23 protein-coding genes and 1 tRNA gene are annotated in these 24,951 nt (G+C 36.7%); 9 read left to right on the top strand and 15 right to left on the bottom strand.

Annotated elements, in window-relative coordinates; genetic code table 11:
* Positions 1–47: 47 nt before the first annotated feature.
* On the bottom strand, positions 48–2,315 hold the full coding sequence (locus ABR854_RS20690) for a RelA/SpoT family protein (RefSeq protein ID WP_502881219.1): 2,268 nt from the start codon (positions 2,313–2,315) through the stop codon (positions 48–50).
* 268 nt (positions 2,316–2,583) lie between these two features.
* Between ABR854_RS20690 and ABR854_RS20695 the strand changes: the two genes are divergently transcribed.
* Positions 2,584–2,665 (top strand) — tRNA-Leu (locus ABR854_RS20695).
* Between the two features lie 297 nt (positions 2,666–2,962).
* Positions 2,963–4,306: a trigger factor gene (locus ABR854_RS20700; protein ID WP_350267757.1), complete on the top strand. Its 1,344-nt coding sequence runs from the start codon at positions 2,963–2,965 to the stop codon at positions 4,304–4,306.
* Positions 4,307–4,443: 137 nt separating this feature from the next.
* On the opposite strand, the gene gpmI is transcribed toward ABR854_RS20700, so the two are convergent.
* The 9 genes from gpmI to hisS form a co-directional block, all read right to left on the bottom strand.
* Positions 4,444–6,006 (bottom strand): 2,3-bisphosphoglycerate-independent phosphoglycerate mutase, encoded by a 1,563-nt coding sequence (gpmI, locus tag ABR854_RS20705; protein ID WP_350267758.1) that lies wholly within the window; start codon positions 6,004–6,006, stop codon positions 4,444–4,446.
* 113 nt (positions 6,007–6,119) lie between these two features.
* Entirely contained in the window at positions 6,120–6,644 is a 525-nt protein-coding gene (locus ABR854_RS20710) for a HEAT-like fold family protein (protein ID WP_350267759.1), read from the bottom strand.
* Positions 6,644–7,150, bottom strand: coding sequence for a low molecular weight protein-tyrosine-phosphatase (locus ABR854_RS20715; protein ID WP_350267760.1), 507 nt, complete (start codon positions 7,148–7,150; stop codon positions 6,644–6,646). The genes ABR854_RS20710 and ABR854_RS20715 overlap by 1 nt, the downstream gene beginning before the upstream one ends.
* Positions 7,151–7,174: 24 nt before the next feature.
* Complete coding sequence (locus ABR854_RS20720; protein WP_350267761.1) at positions 7,175–8,833, bottom strand: hypothetical protein; 1,659 nt, start codon at positions 8,831–8,833, stop codon at positions 7,175–7,177.
* 141 nt (positions 8,834–8,974) lie between these two features.
* The gene (locus ABR854_RS20725) at positions 8,975–10,615 is read right to left on the bottom strand and encodes an amidohydrolase (RefSeq protein WP_350267762.1); all 1,641 of its coding nucleotides are present in this window, start codon (positions 10,613–10,615) and stop codon (positions 8,975–8,977) included.
* Between the two features lie 125 nt (positions 10,616–10,740).
* Entirely contained in the window at positions 10,741–11,778 is a 1,038-nt protein-coding gene (gene mltG / locus ABR854_RS20730; protein WP_350267763.1) for an endolytic transglycosylase MltG, read from the bottom strand.
* A gap of 7 nt (positions 11,779–11,785) precedes the next feature.
* A complete protein-coding gene (locus ABR854_RS20735; protein WP_350267764.1) occupies positions 11,786–12,694 on the bottom strand; it encodes a zeta toxin family protein in 909 nt (302 codons plus the stop codon).
* Complete coding sequence (locus tag ABR854_RS20740; protein ID WP_350267765.1) at positions 12,694–13,056, bottom strand: hypothetical protein; 363 nt, start codon at positions 13,054–13,056, stop codon at positions 12,694–12,696. The genes ABR854_RS20735 and ABR854_RS20740 overlap by 1 nt, the downstream gene beginning before the upstream one ends.
* A gap of 35 nt (positions 13,057–13,091) precedes the next feature.
* Positions 13,092–14,453 carry a histidine--tRNA ligase gene (gene hisS / locus ABR854_RS20745; protein ID WP_350267766.1) on the bottom strand — a complete coding sequence of 454 codons (1,362 nt, stop codon included), beginning with the start codon at positions 14,451–14,453 and terminating at the stop codon, positions 13,092–13,094.
* A gap of 273 nt (positions 14,454–14,726) precedes the next feature.
* On the opposite strand from hisS, the gene ABR854_RS20750 reads away from it, so the two are divergent.
* A complete protein-coding gene (locus tag ABR854_RS20750) occupies positions 14,727–14,870 on the top strand; it encodes a hypothetical protein (RefSeq protein WP_350267767.1) in 144 nt (47 codons plus the stop codon).
* Positions 14,871–14,934: 64 nt separating this feature from the next.
* Here ABR854_RS20750 and ABR854_RS20755 read toward each other — a convergent pair whose 3' ends face one another.
* Both ABR854_RS20755 and ABR854_RS20760 read right to left on the bottom strand, forming a co-directional pair.
* Positions 14,935–15,795 (bottom strand): universal stress protein, encoded by an 861-nt coding sequence (locus ABR854_RS20755; protein ID WP_350267768.1) that lies wholly within the window; start codon positions 15,793–15,795, stop codon positions 14,935–14,937.
* 268 nt (positions 15,796–16,063) lie between these two features.
* On the bottom strand, positions 16,064–16,417 hold the full coding sequence (locus ABR854_RS20760; RefSeq protein WP_350267769.1) for a hypothetical protein: 354 nt from the start codon (positions 16,415–16,417) through the stop codon (positions 16,064–16,066).
* Between the two features lie 216 nt (positions 16,418–16,633).
* Here ABR854_RS20760 and ABR854_RS20765 point away from each other — a divergent pair, with 216 nt between their 5' ends.
* The 6 genes from ABR854_RS20765 (at position 16,634) to ABR854_RS20790 (ending at position 22,549) form a co-directional block, all read left to right on the top strand.
* On the top strand, positions 16,634–17,404 hold the full coding sequence (locus ABR854_RS20765; protein ID WP_305952952.1) for a class I SAM-dependent methyltransferase: 771 nt from the start codon (positions 16,634–16,636) through the stop codon (positions 17,402–17,404).
* A 108-nt stretch (positions 17,405–17,512) separates the two neighbouring features.
* Positions 17,513–18,265 carry an SDR family NAD(P)-dependent oxidoreductase gene (locus ABR854_RS20770; protein ID WP_350267770.1) on the top strand — a complete coding sequence of 251 codons (753 nt, stop codon included), beginning with the start codon at positions 17,513–17,515 and terminating at the stop codon, positions 18,263–18,265.
* A gap of 73 nt (positions 18,266–18,338) precedes the next feature.
* The gene (locus tag ABR854_RS20775) at positions 18,339–19,100 is read left to right on the top strand and encodes an SDR family NAD(P)-dependent oxidoreductase (RefSeq protein WP_350267771.1); all 762 of its coding nucleotides are present in this window, start codon (positions 18,339–18,341) and stop codon (positions 19,098–19,100) included.
* Between the two features lie 95 nt (positions 19,101–19,195).
* Positions 19,196–20,014, top strand: coding sequence for a DUF5672 family protein (locus ABR854_RS20780; protein WP_350267772.1), 819 nt, complete (start codon positions 19,196–19,198; stop codon positions 20,012–20,014).
* Between the two features lie 110 nt (positions 20,015–20,124).
* A complete protein-coding gene (locus tag ABR854_RS20785) occupies positions 20,125–21,300 on the top strand; it encodes a glycosyltransferase family 9 protein (RefSeq protein WP_350267773.1) in 1,176 nt (391 codons plus the stop codon).
* Complete coding sequence (locus tag ABR854_RS20790; protein WP_350267775.1) at positions 21,293–22,549, top strand: glycosyltransferase family 4 protein; 1,257 nt, start codon at positions 21,293–21,295, stop codon at positions 22,547–22,549. The genes ABR854_RS20785 and ABR854_RS20790 overlap by 8 nt, the downstream gene beginning before the upstream one ends.
* A gap of 44 nt (positions 22,550–22,593) precedes the next feature.
* Here the strand turns inward: ABR854_RS20790 and ABR854_RS20795 are convergent, their stop codons facing one another.
* The 3 genes from ABR854_RS20795 to ABR854_RS20805 all read right to left on the bottom strand — a co-directional run bounded on the left by ABR854_RS20795 (position 22,594) and on the right by ABR854_RS20805 (position 24,804).
* Positions 22,594–23,349, bottom strand: coding sequence for a hypothetical protein (locus tag ABR854_RS20795; RefSeq protein WP_350267776.1), 756 nt, complete (start codon positions 23,347–23,349; stop codon positions 22,594–22,596).
* A gap of 193 nt (positions 23,350–23,542) precedes the next feature.
* Positions 23,543–23,887: an MmcQ/YjbR family DNA-binding protein gene (locus ABR854_RS20800; RefSeq protein WP_350267777.1), complete on the bottom strand. Its 345-nt coding sequence runs from the start codon at positions 23,885–23,887 to the stop codon at positions 23,543–23,545.
* 11 nt (positions 23,888–23,898) lie between these two features.
* On the bottom strand, positions 23,899–24,804 hold the full coding sequence (locus ABR854_RS20805; protein ID WP_350267778.1) for a diacylglycerol/lipid kinase family protein: 906 nt from the start codon (positions 24,802–24,804) through the stop codon (positions 23,899–23,901).
* Positions 24,805–24,951: the final 147 nt, after the last annotated feature.

Below are 24,951 nucleotides of genomic sequence, written 5' to 3' on the forward strand. Positions count from 1 at the left end.
ATAGCTTGAAGTTTCCTAAATAAAATCTTTATAGAAATCGCATGGACTTATTCTACATCAACCCTCGTCACTTTATTCATTCCCTCAATACCATTAAGTTTCTGCATCAATGTTTCTAAATGCCGGGTATCTTGTACATAAAGTTTAATATCGCCCGTAAATATACCATCATTTGTATCAACTGCCAAAGAACGCATATTAATATGCAATTCGCTTGAAATAACTTTTGAAATATCTTGAATCATTCCCATTCTATCAAGGCCGTCGAGATGGATACTGGCCACAAAAGCTTTAGCAACTTGCGACGACCAACGGGCTTTAATAACTCGATTGCCATATTGCGAAAGTAACTGCTGGGCATTCGGACAAGTATTTCGGTGAATTTTGATGCCTTCATTAACTGTTAGAAATCCAAAAACATCATCGCCAGGAATTGGACTACAACATTTAGCCAGTGTAAAATCAATTTCTTGCAAATCATCCCCAATAAAAAGCGTATCGACACCTTTTACTTTTTTGATTTCTTTCTCGAAACTTTTGGCATCAATAAAGGCCTTATTATCAAGTTCAATTTTGGCTTGTTTATTGATTCGAGCGTCTCGGTCGGCTTTGAATTTCTTAATTTCATCCGAATGAATATAGCCTTTTCCGAAACTGTAATAAAGGTCGTTATAATCTTTTTTATTGAAATACGCTCGAAGTTGATTCAGTGTTTCGAGGTTATTTTCAAGTCCCAGAACCTTAAATCTTTTGGCAATAATTTCTTTTCCATCGCTGAAATAAACTTTGTTTTCTTCTTTCAGCAAATCTTTGATACGAGCTTTGGCTTTTGAAGTCGTAACGAATCGTAACCAATCTTCCGAAGGTTTCTGACTTTTAGTGGTCAGAATCTCAATTTGGTCACCGTTTTGCATCACATAACTTATCGGCACAAGCTGGCTGTTTACTTTTCCTGCCGTGCATCGCTTGCCAATATCAGTATGAATTTCAAAGGCAAAGTCAAGAATTGTTGCTCCTTTTCGCAAAACTTTTAAATCGCCTTTTGGAGTGAAGACAAAAACTTCTTCGTTATAGAAATTGCCTCTGAAATCTTCCAAAAATTCAATTGCCGATTTATCTTCCGATTCGAGCGTTTCACGCACTTGATTTATCCAACGGTCGAGCGGAGCATCGGTCGAAGTGTCATTGCCTTTATACTTAAAGTGAGCAGCATAACCACGTTCTGAAATTTCGTCCATGCGTTCGGTACGAATCTGCACCTCAACCCATTGTCCAGTTTGGCTCATTACCGTTGTGTGCAACGACTCATAACCATTGGCTTTCGGAATCGAAATCCAATCTTTCAATCGGTCAGGATTTGGCTTATATTCGTCAGTTACGATAGAATACGCCTGCCAACAAGCCGATTTTTCTCTTTCCGAAGGAACATCTTGCAAAATAATACGAATCGCAAAGAGATCGAAAATATCTTCAAATGAAGTATGTTTATTCTTTAACTTATTCCAAATCGAGTAGATATGCTTTGGTCGGCCTTTGATTACAAAATTGATTCCCGCATCATTTAATTTCTTCTGAATTGGCTTTATAAAGTTTTCAATGAAACGATCACGAGTCGATTTAGTGGTTTTTAGCTTGTTGGCTATATCTTTATATATTTCTGGCTCGGTATATTTCAGATATAAATCTTCGAGTTCGGATTTGATTTTATAAAGCCCCAAACGGTGAGCCAACGGAGCATAAATAAAGATAGTTTCATGAGCGATTTTTAGCTGTGAATTACGAGCCATACTTCCAAGCGTACGCATATTGTGCGTGCGGTCAGCGAGTTTTATCAAAATCACTCTTACGTCTTCTGAAAGCGTCAGAAGCATCTTTCTGAAATTTTCTGCCTGTGCCGATGTTCCTTGCTCAAAACTTCCCCCAATTTTGGTCAACCCATCAATAATTCGAGCCACTTTTGAGCCAAACTCTTGCTCAATATCTTTGAGCGTCATGTCAGTATCTTCTACTACATCGTGTAGCAATGCACAAATGATCGAAGTTGCACCGAGTCCGATTTCTTCGACACAAATTTGAGCAACTTCAAGCGGATGAAAAATATAGGGTTCACCCGACTTTCGTCGCATGTCCTTATGGGCTTCCATCGCAATCGTAAATGCTTTTTTTATCTGTTTAGCATCGTCACCTTTCAAAACAGGCTTGGCCGCCCGAAATAATCGTCGATACCTTGCCAATATTTCATTACGCTCTTTTTCTAAATCAATCATTGCTCCTTGCTGACTAACTTCCGTTGTAGTACTTAGTTCTTGCTCCATCACAATCGCCCTCCTAATATTATATTTTGTTTTGTTGTATTTTCGTAACACTAAGTTAATAGTAAGACTTAAAGGAACAAATTATTTTCTGTGATTCATATTTTGAAAGCCTTCTTTTGAGCGATAAAGATGAATGAATAAAAAATTATAAAATATTTTTCAATATTAGGTTGACACATTAAAAAAAACTCATTACCTTTGCAGCCCAAATGATACAAAAAGTCAGAACAAGTAATTCACTTTTAAGACAATTATCAGATTGGAAAATGCGGGCGTGGCGAAATTGGTAGACGTGCCAGACTTAGGATCTGGTGCCGCAAGGTGTGGGGGTTCGAGTCCCTTCGCCCGTACGAAAAAACCCTCTGAACCTTGCTTGGTTAGGGGGTTTTTTAAGTTTTAGCTATTAGCAGTTAGCTTTTAGCAATTAATGAAGTGATTGAAGATTAGTAATTGCAAATTGTTGAACGGTTCGTCGTTTCGATGTGAATTTTTCAAAATGCAGCGACATCACAACGAGAAATAGTTTGGCAATTGTTAATTATTAATCTTAGAATTTCTTTAATAAGTCATTATTTTATAACTATCGTTTTTAAAGCTAAAAGCTAATAGCTTAATGCTAAGAGCTGCAAAATCAAAAATAATCCTCAATGGAAACTACATTAGATAGAATTTCTTCTACTCAAGGCAAATTGAAAGTAACCCTCATCGAAGCTGATTATAAGCCTGAGGTTGATAAAAAAATCAAACAATACAGCAAAACTGCTCAAATAAAAGGCTTCCGCCCAGGAATGGTGCCTAAAGAATATATCCAAAAATTACACGGTAAAAGTATCTTAGTTGATGAGGTTATCAATATGGTATCGAAAACTGTGAATGATTATATTGCTGCAAATAAATTGCGTGTTGTGGGCGACCCAATGCCAGATAATGAAGCAGCACAAAACATTGACTGGGACAACCAAAAAGAATTTACTTTTGAATATGAAATCGGAACAGCTTCTGATTTTTCGGTAGATTTATCGAAAATTCCAGCTATCAAAACGTATGACATTGCAGTTTCGGAAGATAAAATCGAAGATGCAATTGCTGACGTACGTAAGCGTTTCGGAAAAGATGAAGAAGTTGAAGAGGTTGAGGCTGGCGATATGATTTTTGGTACTTTGAAACAAGAATCTTCGGAGTTTGAAGTAAAAGATGCAACTATCCCGACTGAGCGTGTGAAAGAAGAATCTGCTCACATTTTCAAAGGTTTAGAAAAAGGAAGCAGCGTAAAATTTGATATTCAATCAATTTTCTCAAACACAAAAGATTTAGGCTTTGCAACTGGTAAAACAGAAGAAGAAGCGGCAGCTTTGAGCGGTGAATTTGAATTGACAGTTGAGAAAATTACTCGTGTTGGTACAGCAGAACTTAACCAAGAATTATTCGACCAAGCTCTTGGACAAGGAAAAGTAAGCAACGAAGAAGAGTTCAGAGCTGAAATTTCAAAAATCATCGGAGAAAATTACAGCCGTGAAAGCGAACATTTATTAGACTTCGAGGTAGAAAAAACACTTTTAGATAATATTTCTATCGAACTTCCAGATGAGTTTTTGAAAAAATGGTTGTTCAATATCAACGAAGGTAAATTTACTGTAGAAGACATCGAGAAAGATTACGATGCTTTCGCTAAAGGTTTACGCATGGATTTGATTCGTAATGAAGTTGCTTCAAATAGCGATATTAAATTAGAATATACTGACATCGTTGAAGAAGTAAAAGCTGAAATGAGAAACTATTTCGGTGGATATGCTTACGAAGGTTTGGACGAAATGATTGACCAAATGGCTCGTAAAACTTTGAAAGAAAACAAAGATAATGCAGTTCGTCGTTATACTGACCGTGCATTTGGCAAAAAAGTACGTGAGTTCTTGAAAGCAAACATCGCAGTTGAGAAAACAGCCGTTAATGTTGAAGAATTCAACAAAGTTGCTGAAACCGTTTACGCATAATTTTAAGACCACAGTCAACTGACGACGGTCAACAGAATATAATAAAAATCCCCCTTGAGTTTGCTCTTGGGGGATTTTTGTTATTTGGTGTTTACGGAAGCCTTCGCTTTGAGCGAAGGCTTCCGTTTTGGGTAATTTTAAATCAAAACATTTCCAGTCATTTCTTTTGGAATTTCTACACCCATCAATGTTAAAATTGTAGGGGCAATATCACCCAATTTACCATCTTTTACCTCAAAAGTGTCAGTTTTATCAACGATGATACACGGTACAAGGTTAAGCGAGTGTTGCGTATTTGGCGTTTTGTCATCGTTAATCATATAATCAGCATTACCGTGGTCGGCAATTACAATAAATGTATAACCATTTTCCAAACCAGTTTCTACCACTTGCTCTAAGCATTTATCAACTGCTTCAACGGCCTCAACTACTGCTGAGAAAACACCTGTGTGACCAACCATATCAGGGTTGGCAAAGTTTAAGCAGATAAAATCTACTTCGCCTTTTTCAAGTTCGGGTAAAATGGCGTTATCAATATCAAAAGCGGCCATTTGTGGCTTTAAATCATAAGTAGCCACATCTTTTGGCGATGGACACATTAAGCGACTTTCGCCCTCGAATGGTTGTTCGTGTCCACCTGAGAAGAAAAATGTTACGTGCGGATACTTTTCTGTTTCAGCAATACGAATTTGTTTTTTCTTCGCTCGCTCCAAAACTTCACCCAAAGTATTATTTAGGTTGTCTTTTTCGTAAATAACCTTCACATTTTTGTATGTTTCGTCATACATTGTCATGGTTATATAGTACAAATCAAGGGCTTTCATGCCAAAATCTGGGAAGTCTTTTTGAGTCAAAGCCTCTGTAATTTCACGCCCACGGTCAGTACGGAAATTGAAGCACATCACAACGTCACCCTCTTCGATTACGGCAACTGGCTTTTCGTCTTCAACGATTACGATTGGCTTCAAAAACTCATCGGTAATGCCTTCGTCATAGAAATCTTGAATAACTTGTGGCAATTCTTCAATCTGAATTTTCACCTCTAAGCCTTCTACGTTTTCATCAACTGCTGCAATTCCGTTTACCATTGCGTCGTATGTCATTTTTACACGCTCCCAACGCTTATCTCGGTCCATTGCGTAGTAACGACCCGTTACCGAAGCCAATTTTCCACCTGTTTGCTCAAGCGTTGCTTGAAGCTCAGTCAAGAAACCTTTTCCACTTTTTGGGTCACAGTCACGGCCATCAGTAAACGCATGAACGAAAACATCGGTCAAACCATAATCACCAGCGGCTTTGGCGAGTCCTTTTACGTGGTCGATGTGCGAGTGAACGCCACCATCTGACACTAAACCTATGAAGTGTACTTTCTTGCCATTGGTTTTGGCATATTCAAAAGCATCGACCAAAACTTGTTCTTTGGCCAAATATCCTTCTTCAACTGCAATATTGATTTTTTCTAATTCTTGATAAACTACTCGGCCAGCCCCCAGATTCATGTGGCCAACTTCTGAGTTACCCATTTGTCCGTTTGGCAAACCTACGGCACGACCGCAAGCTTCAAGCGTACTATTTGGGTATTCGCTCATAAGCTTTCTGAAATATGGTACATTGGCGGCCTCGATTGCCGAACGCCACTCTTCTCCTTTTTTAGGAATTCCCCATCCATCAAGGATAATTAATGCTACTTTTTTGTTCATACGTTAAACCCCTTGCCCCAAAGAGGAATTTTATTAGAAAGATTCGTATGATGAGGCTTATGAAGCATACGAATTTCAATGAATTCTTTGGTTAATTAATTCCCCAAATTTACTCATTTTTTTTTCAATTCGGCTAAAACTTTCTTTCCTCTGCTATTTATTCCTGCCGAACCATTTTGATGTTTCAGTAGTAAATCTTCGATTGTAACTCGTAGTTCTGTTTTGAGTTCGGGGAAATACTTTGTAATATTGAGGCAGACGGTCATAGAAAAAGCTACGACCGCAATTGCTTCATTACCAGTTAGATAACAAAAACAAATATCATAAACCTCACCCATAAATTCTTCGGGGATTTCTACAAATTGCCAGATTCTGACAATATTTCGTCTGACTGCATCGTGAATATTGGGTTCGTGCAGTTTATCAATTAAATTTCTGAAATAAGGCTTTATCAAAAATGGATAAAGTTCGGCACACTCGCTCACTATCCATGACGAACGCTGGGTTGTGATGTAATCTCCTTTCAGAAAAACTTGCATTAATTCAGCAAAAAGCTCTTCGTCAGTGCCAATGTAGTCAATAATTTTATTGACGGTAGCCTTGGAATGTTCTTTGAGAATTTCTTGGTGAAGGTTCATTACTCCTCTGTTTTTACGATTTGATGTTTTTCAATCAGATAATCAAGCAAAGTTTCGTTACTTCTCCATACGATTTGGTAAACATCTTCGAAGAATGGCTCTGACTCATAATATGGGTCTGGCACTTCTTTGATGCCACGGGTTTCGGGGTCATGGTCACGGAGTAAGAAAAGTTTATCGGCCGAAGGAGTTTTGTGCTTGGTTTTATAGTACAAATCATTCACATCTTTGAAATTTGCTTCGTCCATAACTACAATATGGTCAAAAGAATCTAAATCTGCTGCTGAAAGTTTACGCCCACGATGGGTGAGTTTTAAGCCATGTTTTTCGGCATTTTTCATGGTACGCTGGTCAGGTAATTGCCCAATGTGATAGCCCGCTGTACCAGCCGAATCGCAAGAGATTTGGTCTTCGAGTCCACGCTGTTGCACTAACTCACGGAAAGTTGCTTCAGCTATTGGAGAGCGACAAATATTACCGAGGCAAACAAAAAGTACGTTTATCATAAAATTTCGATTAAAATATAAAAATCACATCACTGTTCCTCTGATACCTTCGACTAAAGCAAGCCAAACTGTGGTAAAAAAGCCTTTTTTGGGATTGCGTTGGTAATTGACAGTCACTGTTTTTGCTGGTTTATTTCTTATTGGATTGCTTCTTTTCAATACGCTTTTATTGGCAAAAAATGACAAAAGTCGCTTAATTTTCATCACTTTTGTATTTTCTTGCTCTTTCATTAAACTTACTTTTAGGTCATGATACAAAAACGTGACTGGCCCACGCAAACCATATTTATCGCCTTGTAAATTAAACGAAAAACTATCAAGAATACCAGAATCAACTTTTGCCTTGGCCAAAGCCTTAGTCACTTGATTAATGTCAGATAATGGCATTGGCGAAACCTCTCCTCTACACCTGAAAGCCCCCTTAGGGTCTTTTAGATTAAAGTTGAAAGTCAAATTTACAGGATTTTTTTTCATAAACCTTGTTGATAAATTGGCTTCACAAAAAGGATTTTGTTGTAGAGGTATCGTATCGTTTGTTACGTTTTTAATTTTTCCATTTATGCTATTGAAATATAAAAATCCAATTAGGCGAGTTTCTGGATTATACTGCGAAAACGTGACATTTACCTGTCGAAGTTTAATTTGTTGAATATTAAATTTCAGATGAAGTTGAACAAAAGCTTGATGCGGGTAAAGTCGGTAATTGATCCTTGGTGGACGAACAAACGGGCGTTCGTCAGAGAAAACGTTGAGAAGTCCCTTATCAATGCTTAACTCTTTGGCATAAATTTTCTTTTCCTCAAGCAGCTTTTCGATATCAACTTCTGAGATTTTGATGGCTTCGCATAAAACTTCTACTCTGTCATCACCGTTCGACTGATTGCCGTATTCAAAAGGCTTATAATGAGGTTGAAAAGCCAGTTTTTCAATAGTTAAAGTACGATTTTCGCTCGAAAAGACCAACATATTAAGCCTAAATGTATTAAGCGAGTCGGCAGAGGGAAGTTCAAGTTTTTTTAATTTAATGATACATTCTTTGGTGTAATAAAAACGTGCGGTGTCTTTGTGCGAAAGCGAATCTATCAGCAAATTTGAAATTTCTAAATCGAGGCTGGCGATTCTACTACTTTTTGTTCGTTTCGACTTTGACAAGTTGGTATAAGTCAGACCAATGTTTTCGAGATTTATTTTATCAACCGAAAACGATTCAACAAATTTTGAGATTGTCTGATAAGGAGTTTTTGCTTTATTAGAATTATTGTAAGTGTGTTTTTCGTGAAGAATTTCAATGAGTGGATTTTTAACCAGAATTGTATTGATATTTAACTTTTTTGAAAAAATAATCGTCCACGGTTTCAATCCAGTCAACTTTATTTCTTCAACTTTACACTTAAAAACATTGTTAGGAAGTTTTTTTTGATTTCTTAATTTATCAAACAACATTGAATCAGCCGTCCAAGTCACGGCTCTGATTTCAGCATTACCTGTCATTGGGCTGTACTGAATATCTTTGAAATCTATCTGATACAAACCATTGGTAGAAGTCAGAATTGCTTCTTTGATTCGGCTTGATAACAAAGGTTTTAAACCCCAAATACCTATCAAAGTCACTACGATACTGAAAAATATAAAGCCGTAGAGGACTCGGAGGAGAATCTTACGTGTGGTGTTTGCTGGTTTCATTGCGTAGTTTTTAGAATTTTACAATTATTCGGTTGAATGGCGTAGTAAAATACTAAATACTCAAAAATTCCCGTGGCCTGAAAGTATCTCAATACGTTAATTATATTGACTAAAAATTCGTGCCACGGGTAATTTCGATTATTAATGTACCTTTTCTCCACCAACAAATGTATTCAGAACCTTTACATTTCTAAGCTTTTCTTTTGGAGCGAGCATCAAATCATCTTCCAAAATCACAAAATCTGCCATTTTTCCTGCTTCAATACTACCACGTTCTTTTTCTTCAAAGTTGGCGTAGGCACTCCAAATCGTCATGGCTTTTAGGGCCTGCTCACGAGTAAGTGCATTTTCCATCTGAAAACCTCCTTCGGGGAAATTCTTGGCATCTTGGCGAGCAACTGCCGAATGAAAACCATACAGAGGATTCACAAATTCAACAGGGAAATCGCTTCCGTTAGCCAAAAAGCCATTTTGTTTCAATAAATCTTGAAAAGCATAAGCTGTTTTGACACGTACATCGCCTAATCGCTCGTCGGCCCAATACATATCAGATGTAGCGTGCGTAGCCTGAATTGAAGGAATGATTGAGTATTTGCCAAACTTCGGAACATCCTGTTTATCAACTACTTGTGCATGTTCGATTCTCCAACGGCGGTCGTTTTTGGTTTTCAATAATTTACCATAAATATCCAAAATCAAACGATTGGCCGAATCGCCAATGCAATGAGTATTTGCCTGAAAACCCGAATTATAGATTTGTGTAAGGCTGCGTTCTAATTCGGCAGCACTCAACAATAAAAAGCCAGTTTTTGAAGGTTCATCGCTGTATGGTTTGAGCAAACACGCACCTCGTGAACCCAAAGCACCATCGGCGTATAATTTAAACGAACGCACATTGAGGCGGTCGGTTTTGTAAACGCCTTTTTTGATGAAATAATCAAGGTTTCTAATTCCGAGCGAAACCATCACATAATTACGGATTTTCAACGAACCCTCTTTGTTCATTTTATCAATCAAATCAATATCGTCTTGATTAAGACCCGCATCTGAAACCGTAGTAAGTCCCAATTTAAAACACTCTTTCTGAGCCGCTAAAAGCATTTTTCGTTTATCTTCTTCGGTAGCTTGCGGGATAACTCTACGCACCAAACCCATGGCGTTATCGACCAAAATTCCTGTCAATTGTCCATCCATTACTTCCACATCGCCACCATTTACCTTACTTGCGGGCGAAATTTTTGCCAATTCAATCGCTTTTGAATTAACAACCGCCGCATGACCATCAATACGAGTCAAGAAAACAGGTTTATTCGGGAAAGCTTTATCGAGTAATTCTTTGGTCGGAAAAACTTTTACATCCCAATCGTTTTGGTCCCAGCCACGGCCAATCAGCCATCTATCACCCTTGTGCTGGGCTTCAAATTTCTGTAAACGTTCGATGATTTCGGTGTAAGATTTTGTATCAACCAAATCGCACTGACTAAGCATTTGTCCAAGCCCTAAAAAGTGACTGTGGGGGTCATACAAACCAGGGAAAACAGGTTTGCCTTTGGCATCAATTTTCTGTTTGGCAGTGTATTTGGCCAAAATATTTTTAGAAGTGCCTGTTTCGAGAAATTTACCGCCTTTTATGGCAAATGCTTCAGCTTTTGCAAATTGATTATCGACGGTGTAAACCACCGCATTATGCACAATGAGGTCGGCCGTTTTTTTCTGTGCGAAGAGTTGAAACGTGGCAAATGAGAAGGGAATTAGAAAGAGTTTTTTGAAAATATTTTTCATAAGGTAGGTTTTAGTTTGTTGGATACAAACATACAAAAAAGCGAAGTAATCTGATATTTACTTCGCTTTTTTGGTAAGAAATTATTGTTTTGAAAATTGTTTACTGAAAACTGCCTGCTGAAAGATTATTTAATATTCGCTTTATCAAGTGCTTCTTGGAAAATACGAGCATTATTTGTATGTTCTTCGAAGGTTTCGGCAAAATTATGATAGCCCGAGAAATCTTCTTTTGCACAGAAATATACATATTTATGGCGTTCGTAATTCAAAACCGCATTCAAGGCTACTGGCTCAGGTAATGCAATTGGGCCAGGAGGCAAACCTGTATTTTTATAAGTATTGTAAGGTGAATTTACGGCTAAATGCTTGTAGAGAATACGACGTAAAGAAAAATCACCAACGGCAAACTTAACGGTTGGGTCAGCTTGCAAAGGCATATTTGCCGCCAAACGGTTGATATATGCTCCCGCTACACGTGGCATTTCGTCAACTTTATTAGTTTCAGATTGCACGATTGAAGCCAAAACCGCCACCTGAATAGGTGTCATATTGATAGATTTTGCTTGCGAAAGGCGTTCGTCAGTCCAATATTTATTGTATTCGTCGTGCATTCTTGCCATAAATTTCTCGGGTGTGGTCGTCCATCTGATAAAATACGTATTCGGCAAAAACATACACATAATGGTGGTTGTATCGAAACCGTACTTCTGACAAGCTTCTGGATTACGAAGTAAATCGACCAATTCTTCAGTTTTAAACTCAAAACGACCGCCCATTTTCTTAATCAAATCTGATTTTAAGCGTACATTATTGAAAGTCAAACGAACTTCATCTTGCTCGCCTCGGCGTAATTTCCCGATTACTTCACGGTTGCCCGAATTTGGTTTGATGATGTAGCGTCCTGCTCTTACTTTTTCGGGGTAATCCATGAATTTTGAGAGAAATTGGAAAGAAATTTCGTCATGAATTACCTTATGTTTATGCAATGAATCGACCACATTTTTGTAAGTTCCACCAGTTGGAATATACAAAACAAAGTCTTTTTTGCCCTCGACATTGAGATTGGCACTATTGGCAACTTGCCAAAAATAAAAGGATAAAGTGGCCGCAACGGTGGTGACAACTACTAATGCGTAGGCAATGAATTTTCTGTTTTTTAACATTTTGTAATCAAATATTTGTAATAGTTTTCAAAATCATTCTTTTCAATCTACCCGAAATGTTGTTAGACTCTTGAAGAATCATTGTTCTAAATTCATCTAAAGTACCTCTTCTTTGCAAAATAAACGCTTCGATATTTCTGATAGAATCAATAATGAAGCCTGTTTCTGTTCTATTAAATTGATTTCTAATCGAATGGAAGTCTTGCAAAAATGCAAAGGTAGGAAAGGCATTGTTATCTAAGAAAAAAACTTGCGAAGACTTTAGAGAGATTGTTATACTTGCTGCCAGCACTCGTTGATAAAATCGGGCAGTATCGGGCGGTTTAGTTGTGAAAATTTGCTCGATAACACTCGGAATTTTCTCAAATCTATTATCGTGGTCTTCCATGCGTGTCCATCGGGCAAAACCTTTTTCTTTCAATTGAAATTCATAACGCAAAAAAATGCTCAATTTACTGATGAGTGCAGGCACAGCCATCAGCCTTAGGTGGAAAGAAAAATCATTTTCTCGCAGCATATCAACAGTTTGATAAACCGCATTGATATTTCCACCCAGTGTACTATCAATGATGAGATTGAATTTGTTTTCGATACAGTGTTTTATTAAGCGTTCTGTCCAAGCATAAGCGTACGGATTTACGAGATTAGCAGCATTTTGAAGTGTTTCGGGGTTTTGCTGGAGAGCTGCATAAGCAGGATGATAAAGTCGGAGGTCATCGGTACTGATAAAAATAAAGTCTTTTTGAAATTCTTTTTTCACTTCGTTTACCAAGAAAGATTTTCCAGAGCCAGGTTGTCCACCTAAAATTATACCTATTGGATTTATTGACGGTTCTTTTTCAAAAAGATATTTCTTTTTAATTTTTTCAAAAACTCTTTCACTAAATTCGCTTGATAATTCGATATTATATTGCATTACCTCCTTAACTTTTCAATTACTTTAGCTTCTTTCATTAACCTAATTAATAGTGCTTGCCTTTCTTTTAGTGAATATTTAAAATACTTACTTCGTTCACGTATCAATTCTATACTGGCATTTTCCCAAACGATTAACTTTGCTTCATCTATTTCCTGATTTTCTTCCTCTTGGAGTTCGAGTAAGGAATAGCCCGCAATCACCTCCGCAAAGTAATTTTGGAGGTTTTCTGCCATTAAAAATTCATCTTCCCAAGAGAGAGGAAGAAATGGCACACCGATGTCAGCCAATTGGCTTTCAATTTCTCGCCAGTCCATTGAATCACTCTTGGAAAGTTCTTTTTCGGTTAGTGCTACCATCATTCAATATTTTTATCAAATATAGTTATTTCCAGAAACTATACCAATCGACTAATTATTTGTTCAATAGACAGTTTTTCCTGCTCGCCCAAAACCATATTTTTAAATGTTAGTTCGCCCGATTGCATTTCGTCAGAACCCACAACGATTACGTATGGAATATTCTTACGATTGGCGTAATCAAACTGCTTTTTGATTTTTGCCGATTCTGGATAAATTTCAGCATTGATGCCAGCATCACGCAATTTTTTTAGGATTGGCAAAGAATACTTTTCGGCTTCTGCATCAAAATTAGTTAATAAAACTTTAGTCGTAACACCTTGATTATCTGGGAATAAACTTAATTCTTCCATTACATCAAAAATACGGTCAACGCCTAATGAAATACCAACTCCTGAAAGTCCAGGCATTCCGAAAGTGCCTGTTAGATTATCATAACGACCACCACCCGAAATACTTCCAATCTGTACGCCGTTGGCTTTTACTTCAAAAATAGCTCCTGTATAATAGCTGAGTCCACGGGCGAGCGTAATATCAAGTTGTGTATTGGCATTTTCTAATCCAAAACTTTGCACCAATGACCAAACTTTCTCTAATTCTTCGATACCATTCAAACCTGTTTCAGAATCTTTCAACCAAGCCTTTAATTTATCAAACACTTGGCTATCAGCTCCTTGTATTTCAAAAATCGGTTGCAATTTCTCAATAGATTCTTCTGAAAAACCACGTTCACGGAGTTCGTCTTCTACTTTTTCTTTTCCAATTTTATCTAATTTATCAATCGCAACCGTTAGCGGGACTTCACTGCCTTTCACACCGATTACTTCCGCAATACCCGATAAGATTTTTCGGTTATTGATTTTAATCGTAAAGTCTTTGATGCCCAAGTTTTGCAAAATTTCCTGCAACATCAACACAATTTCGGCTTCACAAATCAATGAATCAGTACCCACCACGTCGGCATCGCATTGATAAAACTCACGATAACGGCCTTTTTGAGGGCGGTCGGCACGCCAAACTGGCTGAATCTGATAACGCTTGAATGGCATCACCAAGTCGTTGCGGTTCATGACCACAAAACGTGCAAACGGAACAGTAAGGTCATAACGTAAACCTTTTTCTGAGACTTTGTGCGTTAGTTTCTTGAAACCTTCTTCTAAATCTTTTTGAGTCAGGTCTTTTGAAAAATCGCCCGAATTTAAGATTTTGAATAAGAGTTGGTCGCCTTCATCGCCGTATTTTCCCATCAAAACCGAAAGATTTTCGATGGTTGGCGTTTCAATTGGTTGGAAACCGAATTTCTGAAAAGTACGCTTAATTGTATCAAAAATATAATTTCGCTTGACCATCACCGACGGTCCAAAATCTCTTGTTCCTCTTGCTAAACTTGGTTTACTCATGTTGTTTTTTAGTATTTTCTAAGAATATTTTTCTCAGAAATACCGTCAGACTTGCGGTACAGACGGTGTTTTTTAGACATTTATTTTTCTTTGCCACAAAATTAGCTTAAAAAAGTCATTGTTAATTATTAAATGTTAATTGATTTTCGTAGCTTTGCACCCTAATTTTGCCCCAAGCCCCTCAAAAAGGGACTTTAGATATTCCAAAAATTTTTTACTATGCTCTGATTCTCCATTAGTAAATGGGTTTTAGGGTCTAAAATACATAATACAATGGCAGTAACACAGTTGAAGCGTAAAGCAAAAAGAAACCAAGCAGTAGCTAAAAATAGAATTGCAACTATCAAACGTTTATCTTTGAAATTAGATATTAAACGTGTTGATATTGAGGCATTGAAAGCAGAATTTACAAAATAATTTTTGTAGTTCGATTATCGAACAAAAAAAAAGAGATACTCGATGAGTATCTCTTTTTTTTTGTTTATCGAAGTGGTGTTTCGAGCCGAAAAGCGTTTTCAGCAGGTTCGCTACTTTTAGAATAAAAAATAGATATTTTGGGACTACATGGAAAATTTGTACTGTTTTGCTCAACATTCATAAAATCCTCATTCCACGCAATTACAGCCGATTCACACAATGTTTCTTCAATTTTTGTCAGAAAATTCGGTAAATTCCTGACATCCTGTAATATAAAGTTGAAAGTAAAGTTTGCTTCAAAAAAAGTTTGATATTGTCGCATTGCTTTTTGTTTCTCTTCTAAATCTTCTTTAGAATCAACAAAAAAAACAAAATTAATAAATACACTAAACTGAGAGATGTATCGATTAAAGGCTGTTAGTTTTTCAATATCTGCTTTTTGCTGAGTATCGGCCAAAATACTTATATTTTGCGGAAAAGCTAAAGAAATATAAGGAGGTACAACCAAGATATTAGCAGGTACTTCTCGTAAAATTTGCGTGGAAACACTGCCCATTTTCCACGAGTTTGGGGTATTTGAAGTTCCGATTACGATTGTATCGAAATGCTCAATGCTATGCAATTCAGTTATTTTAGCTGAAATTTGTTCAGTAGCTATTTCTTGTCCAAAAACACTTTTTACATCGACATTATGAACATTTTTTACTTTCTGTAAAAGTAAATTCACTTTTTCGACATTCGCAGAGTCTAATACTTTTTCTCTATGATAGTGCAACAAAGTATATTCGCAAAGAATACGCTTTGTGACAACTATTGAATACATTATTAGATTTTCTGAGTTTTTTTCTAAATCAACAGCTATTAAAATTTTTCTAATTCTTTGAGTTGCTAATGGCATTTTAATACCATTATCATTTTTTTTCATCTATAGGTTTTTAACAAAATTGAGTATAAAACGACTTTCATCATATTGGTTGTGCAAAATTACGTATATTAATTATATTTTCACAAATTACTGATAGTCAATTATTTAAATCAATATATTTTAAGTATTTATACTTAAAATAAGCCTATAAAAACTTTATTAAGTTCTAAAGTAAGAGGGGGAATTAAAAAAAATCACGACCAAATCTTATTTTAGTCGTGAAAGTCTAAAGAAAACCGGTAATAAATAACTATATAAATTTACAAGTTTACTCACCTTTAGGTGTATCTAACTTAGTGATAGTCAGCTTTTTTCTTACATTTTTTTCTCTTTGTTTGAGGGCTTTTTTGATAAGCTTTTTATTCTCCATTCTTACTTTAAAAATGATAGCTTGCCCAAAGACACATAAACCACCATTAATCATAATTAGGCTATAACTTCCCAACAAAAACCAACGCAAAAACGGGGCATTGGTATGCTTCAAGTTGGCGGCCTCGCTAAAAATACTCAGACCAAAGCCAATTAAAATTAACCCGCCAATTGCACTTAAAAGCCATTTGGTGTAAAGACTCATTCGTTTCAACATTTTTTTTCCAGGTGGTTTTTGCTTTTTAACTTCCATCTTCTTGAATCTTTATTAGTATTGGTGTAAAATCTAAGAACAAAAATAACTAATTTTGAGAAAAAAACAGAACAATTATCAATTATACGTTATCTGTTATCTGCTTGTTTTTATCTATAACAACCTGATAATAAACAACTTGACTTACTTTCAAAAACGATTGTTGTTTGATAAAAACTCAGAACTCATAACTAAGAACTCAGAATTCTATTACTCATGGGCAAAATTATTAGTTTTTTACTCCGATTTATACCTCGAAAATACCTTCAGTTATTTAGTCACATTCCGCTCAAAATTTATACATTTTTCTTGAAAGGAAATAATGTTGAATGCCCGGTTTGTGATGCTAAACTTACAAAATTTATGCCGTATGGACGTTTAGTATCTCGTCCGAATGCTCTTTGCCCAAATTGTTTGGCTCTCGAACGCCACCGTTTGATGGCTTTATATATGAAAGAACGCACAAATTTCTTTACTGCAAAGCACTTAAAAGTACTACACGTCGCACCCGAATATTGTTTCATTGATCGTTTCGAGGAAATGAAAAATTTGGAATACATCACAGCCGATATTGAGTCTCCGTTAGCAAAAGTGAAGATGGATATTCACCAAATCCCGTTTGAGGCAAATACTTTTGATGTGGCTATCTGTAATCACGTAATGGAACATGTTGATGATTATCACAAAGCTATGTCGGAACTTTATAGGGTTTTGAAACCAAATGGCTGGGCAATTATCCAATCGCCACAAGATTGGACAAAAGCACACACTTTTGAAGACCCAACCATCACCGACCCACGTGAACGTGAACGAGTTTTCTGGCAAAACGACCACCTTCGTCTTTTTGGCCGTGATTATGGTCGTGAACTTGAAAAAGCTGGTTTCACAGTAACAGAAGATGATTTCGTGATGAAGATGTCGAAAGAACTGGTGAAGCGTTACTCTTTGCCAAGCGAAGAAATTGTTTATTTCTGTGAGAAAAAGTAGATAAATAATGGAGAAGCGGAACGCCGCCCGTTGATAATGGAAAATTATCAATCGGGCAGCTTTCCATTATCAATTATACATTAACAATTATTCATTAGCATTCAACCTATGAGATTTAAAGACAAAGTTGTAATCATTACTGGCGGAAACTCTGGTATTGGCAAAGCAGCAGCAATACTATTTGCCAAAGAAGGTGCAAAAGTAATGATTGCCGATTTATCAGAAAAAATGGGCGATGACCTCGTAGAAGAAATAGAAGCAGCTGGCGGAGAAGCAACATTCATCAGAGTAAATGTAACCGACCTTGATGATGTGCAACGCATGGTTGAGCAAACAATTAGCCGTTTGGGTCGCTTTGATATTTTGGTCAATTCGGCTGGAATTTTGGGGCCTCGCATCCGTACTGATAAATATCCCGAAGAAGATTTCGATAAAGTAATTAACGTAAACGTTAAAGGCCTTTGGAACTGCATGAAAGTAGCTTTGCAGCATTTCATAGCTCAACGTAGCGGAAACATTGTTAATATTGCATCAGTAGCTGGGCATTTAGGCATGGTCGGACACATTGCATATTCAGCAAGTAAACACGCCGTTATAGGAATGACCAAAACTGCGGGAATAGAATATGCCAAGCACGGCATCAGAATTAACGCAGTTTGCCCTGGATTCACACAAACCCCAATGCTCGAAGGGGCAGACACAGACGATGCGTATTTGGAAGCACTTCAACACGCAACTCCGATGAAACGCTTTGGAAAACCCGAAGAAATTGCAAGTGCCATTTTGTATCTGGCCGCTGAAGAGTCATCGTTTATGACTGGACAGAGCATGATTTTAGATGGTGGGTTGATTTTGCAGTAAAAGCCCCCCAGCCCCCGATGGGGGAGTAAAAAATTGATAAAAACTAAAATGAACACCTTCGATAGTTGGGTTTATGAAAAACGTATTCGATTTAACAGATAAAGTAGCCGTAATTACGGGTGCGAGTAAAGGGATTGGCGAAGCCATTGCCCGTATATATGCTTCTCATGGAGCAAAAGTTGTCATAAGCAGTAGAAAACAAGCTGATTTAGACGAATTAGCTGCCGAAATAAAAGCCGAAGGTGGCGAATGTGTAGGCATTGCAGCTAACACAGGCGATATGGCTCAACTCCGAAATTTGGTAGATAAAAGCGTAGAAATCTACGGCGGAATTGATATTTTGGTTAATAATGCTGCTACCAATCCAGTTTATGGGCCATCGCTTGAATGTTCGGAAAGTGCTTTTGATAAAATCATGCAAGTGAATGTGAAAGCTCCTTTTGAGCTGGCCAAAATGGTGCATCCCATTATGAAATCTCGTGGCGGTGGTAGCGTAATCAATATCAGTAGTATTGCTGGGCATACACCCGACCCAGGTTTGGGCATGTATAGCGTAAGCAAGGCTTCGTTGAATATGCTAACCAAAGTTTTGGCAAAGGAATGGGGCGAAGATGGCATCCGAGTAAATGCGATTGCTCCAGGCCTGATAAAAACAAAATTCAGCCAAGCTCTTTGGGACAACGAAAAAACTTTGGCTCATTTTACCAAAAACCTTCCAATTGCTCGTATGGGAAGCGTAGAGGAAATTTCACCGATGGCACTCTATTTGGCTTCAGCTGCTTCTGGCTATACAACTGGTGGTATTTTTGCCATTGATGGCGGTACTATAATTTAATTTTAGTGATTAGCTTTTAGCTTTTAGCTTTTAGCTTAAAAAAAATAGTGTAGAAACGCTAATAGCTAAAGGCTAATAGCTAAAAGCCCAAAAAAGTGAGTGTTTGCGTAATTATTCCGATTTATCAAGAAAAACTGAGCAAGACAGAAGAGATTTCGCTTGCACAAGGAATACGTGTGCTTGGACATTATCCAATTATCGTGATAAAGCCCAAGCATTTGAATATCAGCTATTTACAACAAAAATATTCACAAATACAATTTGAAGATTTTGAAGATTCGTATTTCAAAAGTACGCTTTCTTACAATAGACTCATGCTTTCGGAAGCGTTTTATGGTCGTTTTTTGAAGTATGAATACATGCTAATCTATCAATTAGATGCATTTGTTTTTCGTGATGAACTCGAATATTGGTGCAAACAAGGCTATGATTATATTGGAGCTCCGTGGCGAATTGAGATAGATTTTGATTCAAAAATCAAAGAATTTATTTGGAACGTAAAGAAGAAAACTGCTCTATGGTTCGACCTCAAAGAAGAGCTTCACGGCAAATATGGCCCGAAAGAAATAATCATGAAACGTGCCGTAGGTAATGGTGGATTTTCACTAAGAAAAACCAAGAAGTTGCTCAGTATGATTCCAAAAAATCAGCAAAAAATTGAGGAATATCTCGAGAAAGTTAAAACTCATCCAGCCTATAATGAAGATATGTTTTGGGGAATTGAGCTAAACCGCTACATACCTCAACTAAAGATTCCTGATTGGCGTACAGCACTAAAATTTGGCGTTGAACACATGCCCGAAAAAGCATTTCGCCTCAATGGTGGCTTGCCATTCGGCTGCCATGCATGGGATATTTACGAAACTGATTTTTGGAAAAAAGAGATAAAAAAATTGGGGTATAAATTTGAATAGTCCACAAACGACAGTCAATAGACAATAGAAATAAGATTCTCATTATCAATCAATTACACATAAATACCTGTCTGTGGTCTTGTGGACTATTGACAGTAGACTAAAAAATTATGAGAAAATACTGCGGAACACCACGAGAAACCATTCCTTTTAAAATCATGGACTTTTTTGTGGATATTTATGCAAATCTTTTCTACAAAAAGCGGAAATTAGCACCTATCAATCATGACGCACCTCGAATCTTGGTGGCTTCGTTGGGGCATTTGGGCGATGCCCTTACAGTGACGTATATGTTTCCGCTCATTAAGAAAACCTACCCAAACGCCAAGATTGATTTACTAACGGCTCAATGGTGCGAGCCTGTGAATCTGCATAATCCGTACGTAAATCAGACCATTTATATCAATCATTTTCAGACAAACCGACGTAAAATTTCACGCTGGGAGAAATTTAAAGATTTTTATCAGACTTTTCACCAAGCATTATCTGTTTTACGCCAGACAGAATATGATTATTACATTGACATTCGTTATAGCGATGCCGTTGCCCATTTTGTGTTGCCTTTTATCTCCGTAAAAAAAGCTTATGGTTTTTCGAGACGTGCCTTAGGTGGGCTTTTAGACAAAGAATTTGATGTACCAACGCACGAATTTCATCATTTTGACATGTATTTCATGCTTTTGCGTGAAATCGGAGTAAAAGGAACTTTCGCTGATATTGAGCCTTATTTTCCAGTACCTGAAAGCGTAAATTTTGAAAAACTACAAGAAAAAATAGGTTTAACAAATGAGCCTTTCTTCATGCTTTTCCCCGAATCTGGCGGCGAACATAAGCAACTTTCGGTAACATTCTGGGCGAAATTAATTGAGCAGATTTTAGAAAAACATCAACTAAAAGTTTTGCTGTGCGGACAAACCACCATGTCGAAACAGATTTTAGATTTAGTTGCGGATACCTTCAAAAATCAAGTGATTGATACATCGACTAAAATCAGTATTCAAGAAATTGGTGTTTTAGCTAACAATGCTAAATTCGCTCTCACACTTGACTCTTTTCCTGAGCATTTTTGCTGTATTTTTGGCAAAACAATCACAATTTTTAAAGGAACTGGCTACCCATTTTTTCCTTTGGCCAATTTTCCTGTTTACCTCATTCACAACCACAAACCAAGCGTTGGATTGCCATTTGAGAGAGATAATGTAGAGGTAGTTTATCAAGAAAATGTTGAAACCGATGCAGTAAAAACATTGGTTTTGAACAAAATAAATACTTTTTTACATGAATAAAGTCATTTTAGATACATCGGTTTTGGGCTTAGGTTATTTCCATGAGCAATCTCGCACCGGAATTTTCAGAGTTGCCGAAGAACTTTTCAGGGGCTTACACACAAGCAATAAAATTGAACTTTCGTTGGCAAATACTGAAAATTTGCCCGAAATGATAAGTTATCTAAAAAAATACTTTCCCGAATCGAGATTCAATTTGGTTAATAAACAATCGGATAAATTTAGGGCAAAATTCGAGAGTTCGATTATATCAATTTTTCCGTTTAAATCCCTATCTCAAAAGGCTGTCAGAGAGGCATTTGTGCGTACTCGTGGGTATTTGAAACCTAATTTTTCGTTTAATCAGCACACGCTTTCAGCTTACGATATTTATCATTCGCCTTTTCTACCGATTCCGCAAGAACTGAAAGGATTTTCAAAGCCAAAGAAGGCGATTACGATTCATGATTTGATTCCGCATTTGTTTCCACAATATTTTGGTGAATGGAACAAAATGATGATGCATAAAATTCTGGAAAGTATTGATGAACATACAACACCAATTTGCGTTTCGGAAGCAACAAAAAATGATTTGTGCGAAGCAACGGGGATTTCTCCAGAAAGAGTTTCGGTCATATATTTGGCCGCTTCAAAAGAAGTATTTTATCAAGAGAACAATCAGGAGAAAATAGCCAATATCTTAAAAAAATACAACATTCCGACTGAAAGTAAACACCTTCTTTCCGTTTCTACATTAGAGCCTCGCAAAAACATCGAACGCACGATTAGGGCTTTTTTAACGCTCATTCAGCAAGAGCATATTAATGATTTAAACTTGGTACTGGTTGGCACAAAAGGCTGGCAATTTGATGGTATTTTTGACGAAATAAAGTCAAATCCTGCCTTAAAAGAGCGAATCATCACGACTGGATTTGTAGCTGATGAAGACTTGGCTGCTCTATATTCCTCAGCTATTGGGTTTGTTTATCCATCGCTTTACGAAGGTTTTGGGTTACCTCCGCTTGAGGCTATGCAGTGCGGTACGCCAGTTATTTCATCTACCAAAAGTTCAATACCAGAAGTAGTTGGCGATGCAGGAATTTTAGTCGAGCCAACCGATGAAACCGCCATTTCATCAGCAATATTAAATTTTTACCAAAACGAAAATTTCAGAAATGAATTAAGTAAAAAAGCTCTTTTACAAGCAGCTAAGTTTTCTTGGGAAAGATTTACTGACGAACACATCAAAATCTACCAAACAATCGTATAATTAAGAACTCTAATCATTGGATCTTCTATCTTTATCACATAATCTTACTTTATAGCAGTTTTACTGATATTGGCTTCAAGCAAACGCATAGTTTTTTCTTGATAAAGCCTGATTTTATCGGCATCTTCTTGTGGAGTATATTGTTTGTTGCTATAACGAACCTTTTCGAAAAGATTGATAGAACCATAAACTACACTGCGATTAGGGTCATAGAGATGCGGAGCTATACGTAGATTTAACTCTAAAAGTATATCAATCGTTTTATCAAAAGCCCACCATGCTTCAGTACTATTATCGAATTGTTTAATGACTTTGAGGCTGTCATTTTCTTCATCAAACTGAAAACCTAAGCTACTTTCATTTAGCCGACCGATTAAAGCATCTTTGACTTTTGCTGCCGAAACATCATACATTCTTACAACTTTGGGGTCTTTCAAAATTTCGTTTTCGTATTTAAGTCTACGAATTTCATCTTGAGCTGTAATGAAATCTTTTTGAGTTGCTTGAAGGTTTTTATTGACATTAAACGTTGCTTCCTGCCATTTTTTACTTTCATAATCTAACTTTCTACTCAAATTCATCTGAATATTTATTGAGTCACGAACGTCCGAAATAGTTTGATTGAGCTGTCGGAGATAATTATGTAGGTTTTTGTTTTCTTCAGTAAGCTGTGTATTTAGTTGTGTTACTGTTGATAATTTACTTTTAAGTTGTTTGGCAGTTCTATCTGTCTGAGCAAACGTAGTTATAGGGTACAGCAAAACTATGCTTGCTATTAACAGCAATCTAAGGAGTTTCATTTCTTTTTGGGTCTATTTGAACTTTAACATACAAATAAAATTATATTTTTTGTATTTTCAAAAAAAAATGAAAGCATTTTACATCACAAAGAACACTGATTAACAATAAAATCAATACAGAAACACTTGAGAATAGAGAGTTATTAATCTAATAATACGATACAAACAATATTAATTGATGAGATATTATATCTTACTCTATCATGTATTTATCGGATAAATCTTTGGGAGCAACTTCACAATAAGCGGCAGTGAGTGCATCGCTAAAAAATTCTTCATCGACTTTTTCAAGTAAAAATTGTGTCCAACCTTGCTTTCCCCACTTATTTGGTACAGGAAAAACACCAGTTTTATCGCCATAGAGCGAGAAAATTGATTGGTCATTTTCCGAAAGTTTTAGCGTCGCCCGCTGCTGTTTTTCGTTGAGGGTTGCAAAGATTTTCTTTTTTACACGAAAAGAAGCTTTATCGAAATGCGGAAGCTCTTCGGCTTGCTCAAATTGCAGTGCCAATTTTCTGACCGTTTGTGCTGAAATCATGGAAATAAAATCTAAATAATGAAGTTGATTGCTTGAGGTTTAACTGTTATTTTCATTGGTAAAAAACCAACAAACTCACCATCCATATCAATCGGTATAAATTGATTAGTTGATTCAAAAAAAAGCGTCTTGGAAGTAAAATATTTAATAGCAGGGTGTTTCAAAGGTTTACATTTTTTCAAGTCGGGGAAGTTTTTTAGATAATCAAGCAAACTTACTTCACCAATGGCCACCGCATTGAGCATTCCATCAGCAATATCAGCGGTGGGGGCAATTCCTAACCCACTTCCAAAATACTTGGCATTTGCAGCACAAAAATTCATAATATTACCCGAATACTCAAAATCGTCTCCAATGACCTTAATTTGTTGAGGCGTGTAAGTAAGAAAGTTTTTAAGAATAAAATACTGATAAGTAATAACCGAACCAAAGATTTTGATTGCCTCAGCAAGTTGCTGAGCAATCACTCCCCCGATACCAACATCGGCAATGTTGATAAAATAACGAAGTGTAGGTTGTCCTTCTTTTGATACAAATTCGGCTAAACCCACATCAATTTGCTTAGTTTTTTGTTCAATAATAGAAGCCTTCAAAGTACTCAAAGATGCAGGTGAGCAAATAGTTTTGGCAAAATCATTGCCTGAGCCTTTTGGTATTATTCCAAGTTTGATGTCTTCTCGCTTTGTTTTCAAAATACCATTCAAAACTTCGTTTAATGTTCCATCACCACCACAAGCAATGATATATGAAAAGCCTTCAGCAACCGCACTTTCAGCGAGTAAGATGGCGTGCTGCTCGAACTGCGTCTCAAGAATCTGCGTTTGGAAAAATGGAGCTTCAAAGATTCTTTTAATTTCATCAATCAAGAATTGCTTTTTTCGAGCTTTTCCGTGAATAATGAACGCTATTTTTGTCATAAGATTAACACTAAGTGGCTGAATATAACTCAAGATAGTATAAATTATTTATTTCATAATAGTGCTTTTATGCTATTCTTAATCTCAAAATCAGCTTTTTGTTAAAAACCGTTATTTTTGCATTTTCGTATATAAATCTAATTATTA

Source organism: Emticicia sp. W12TSBA100-4, from assembly GCF_040253585.1.
GTDB lineage: Bacteria > Bacteroidota > Bacteroidia > Cytophagales > Spirosomataceae > Emticicia.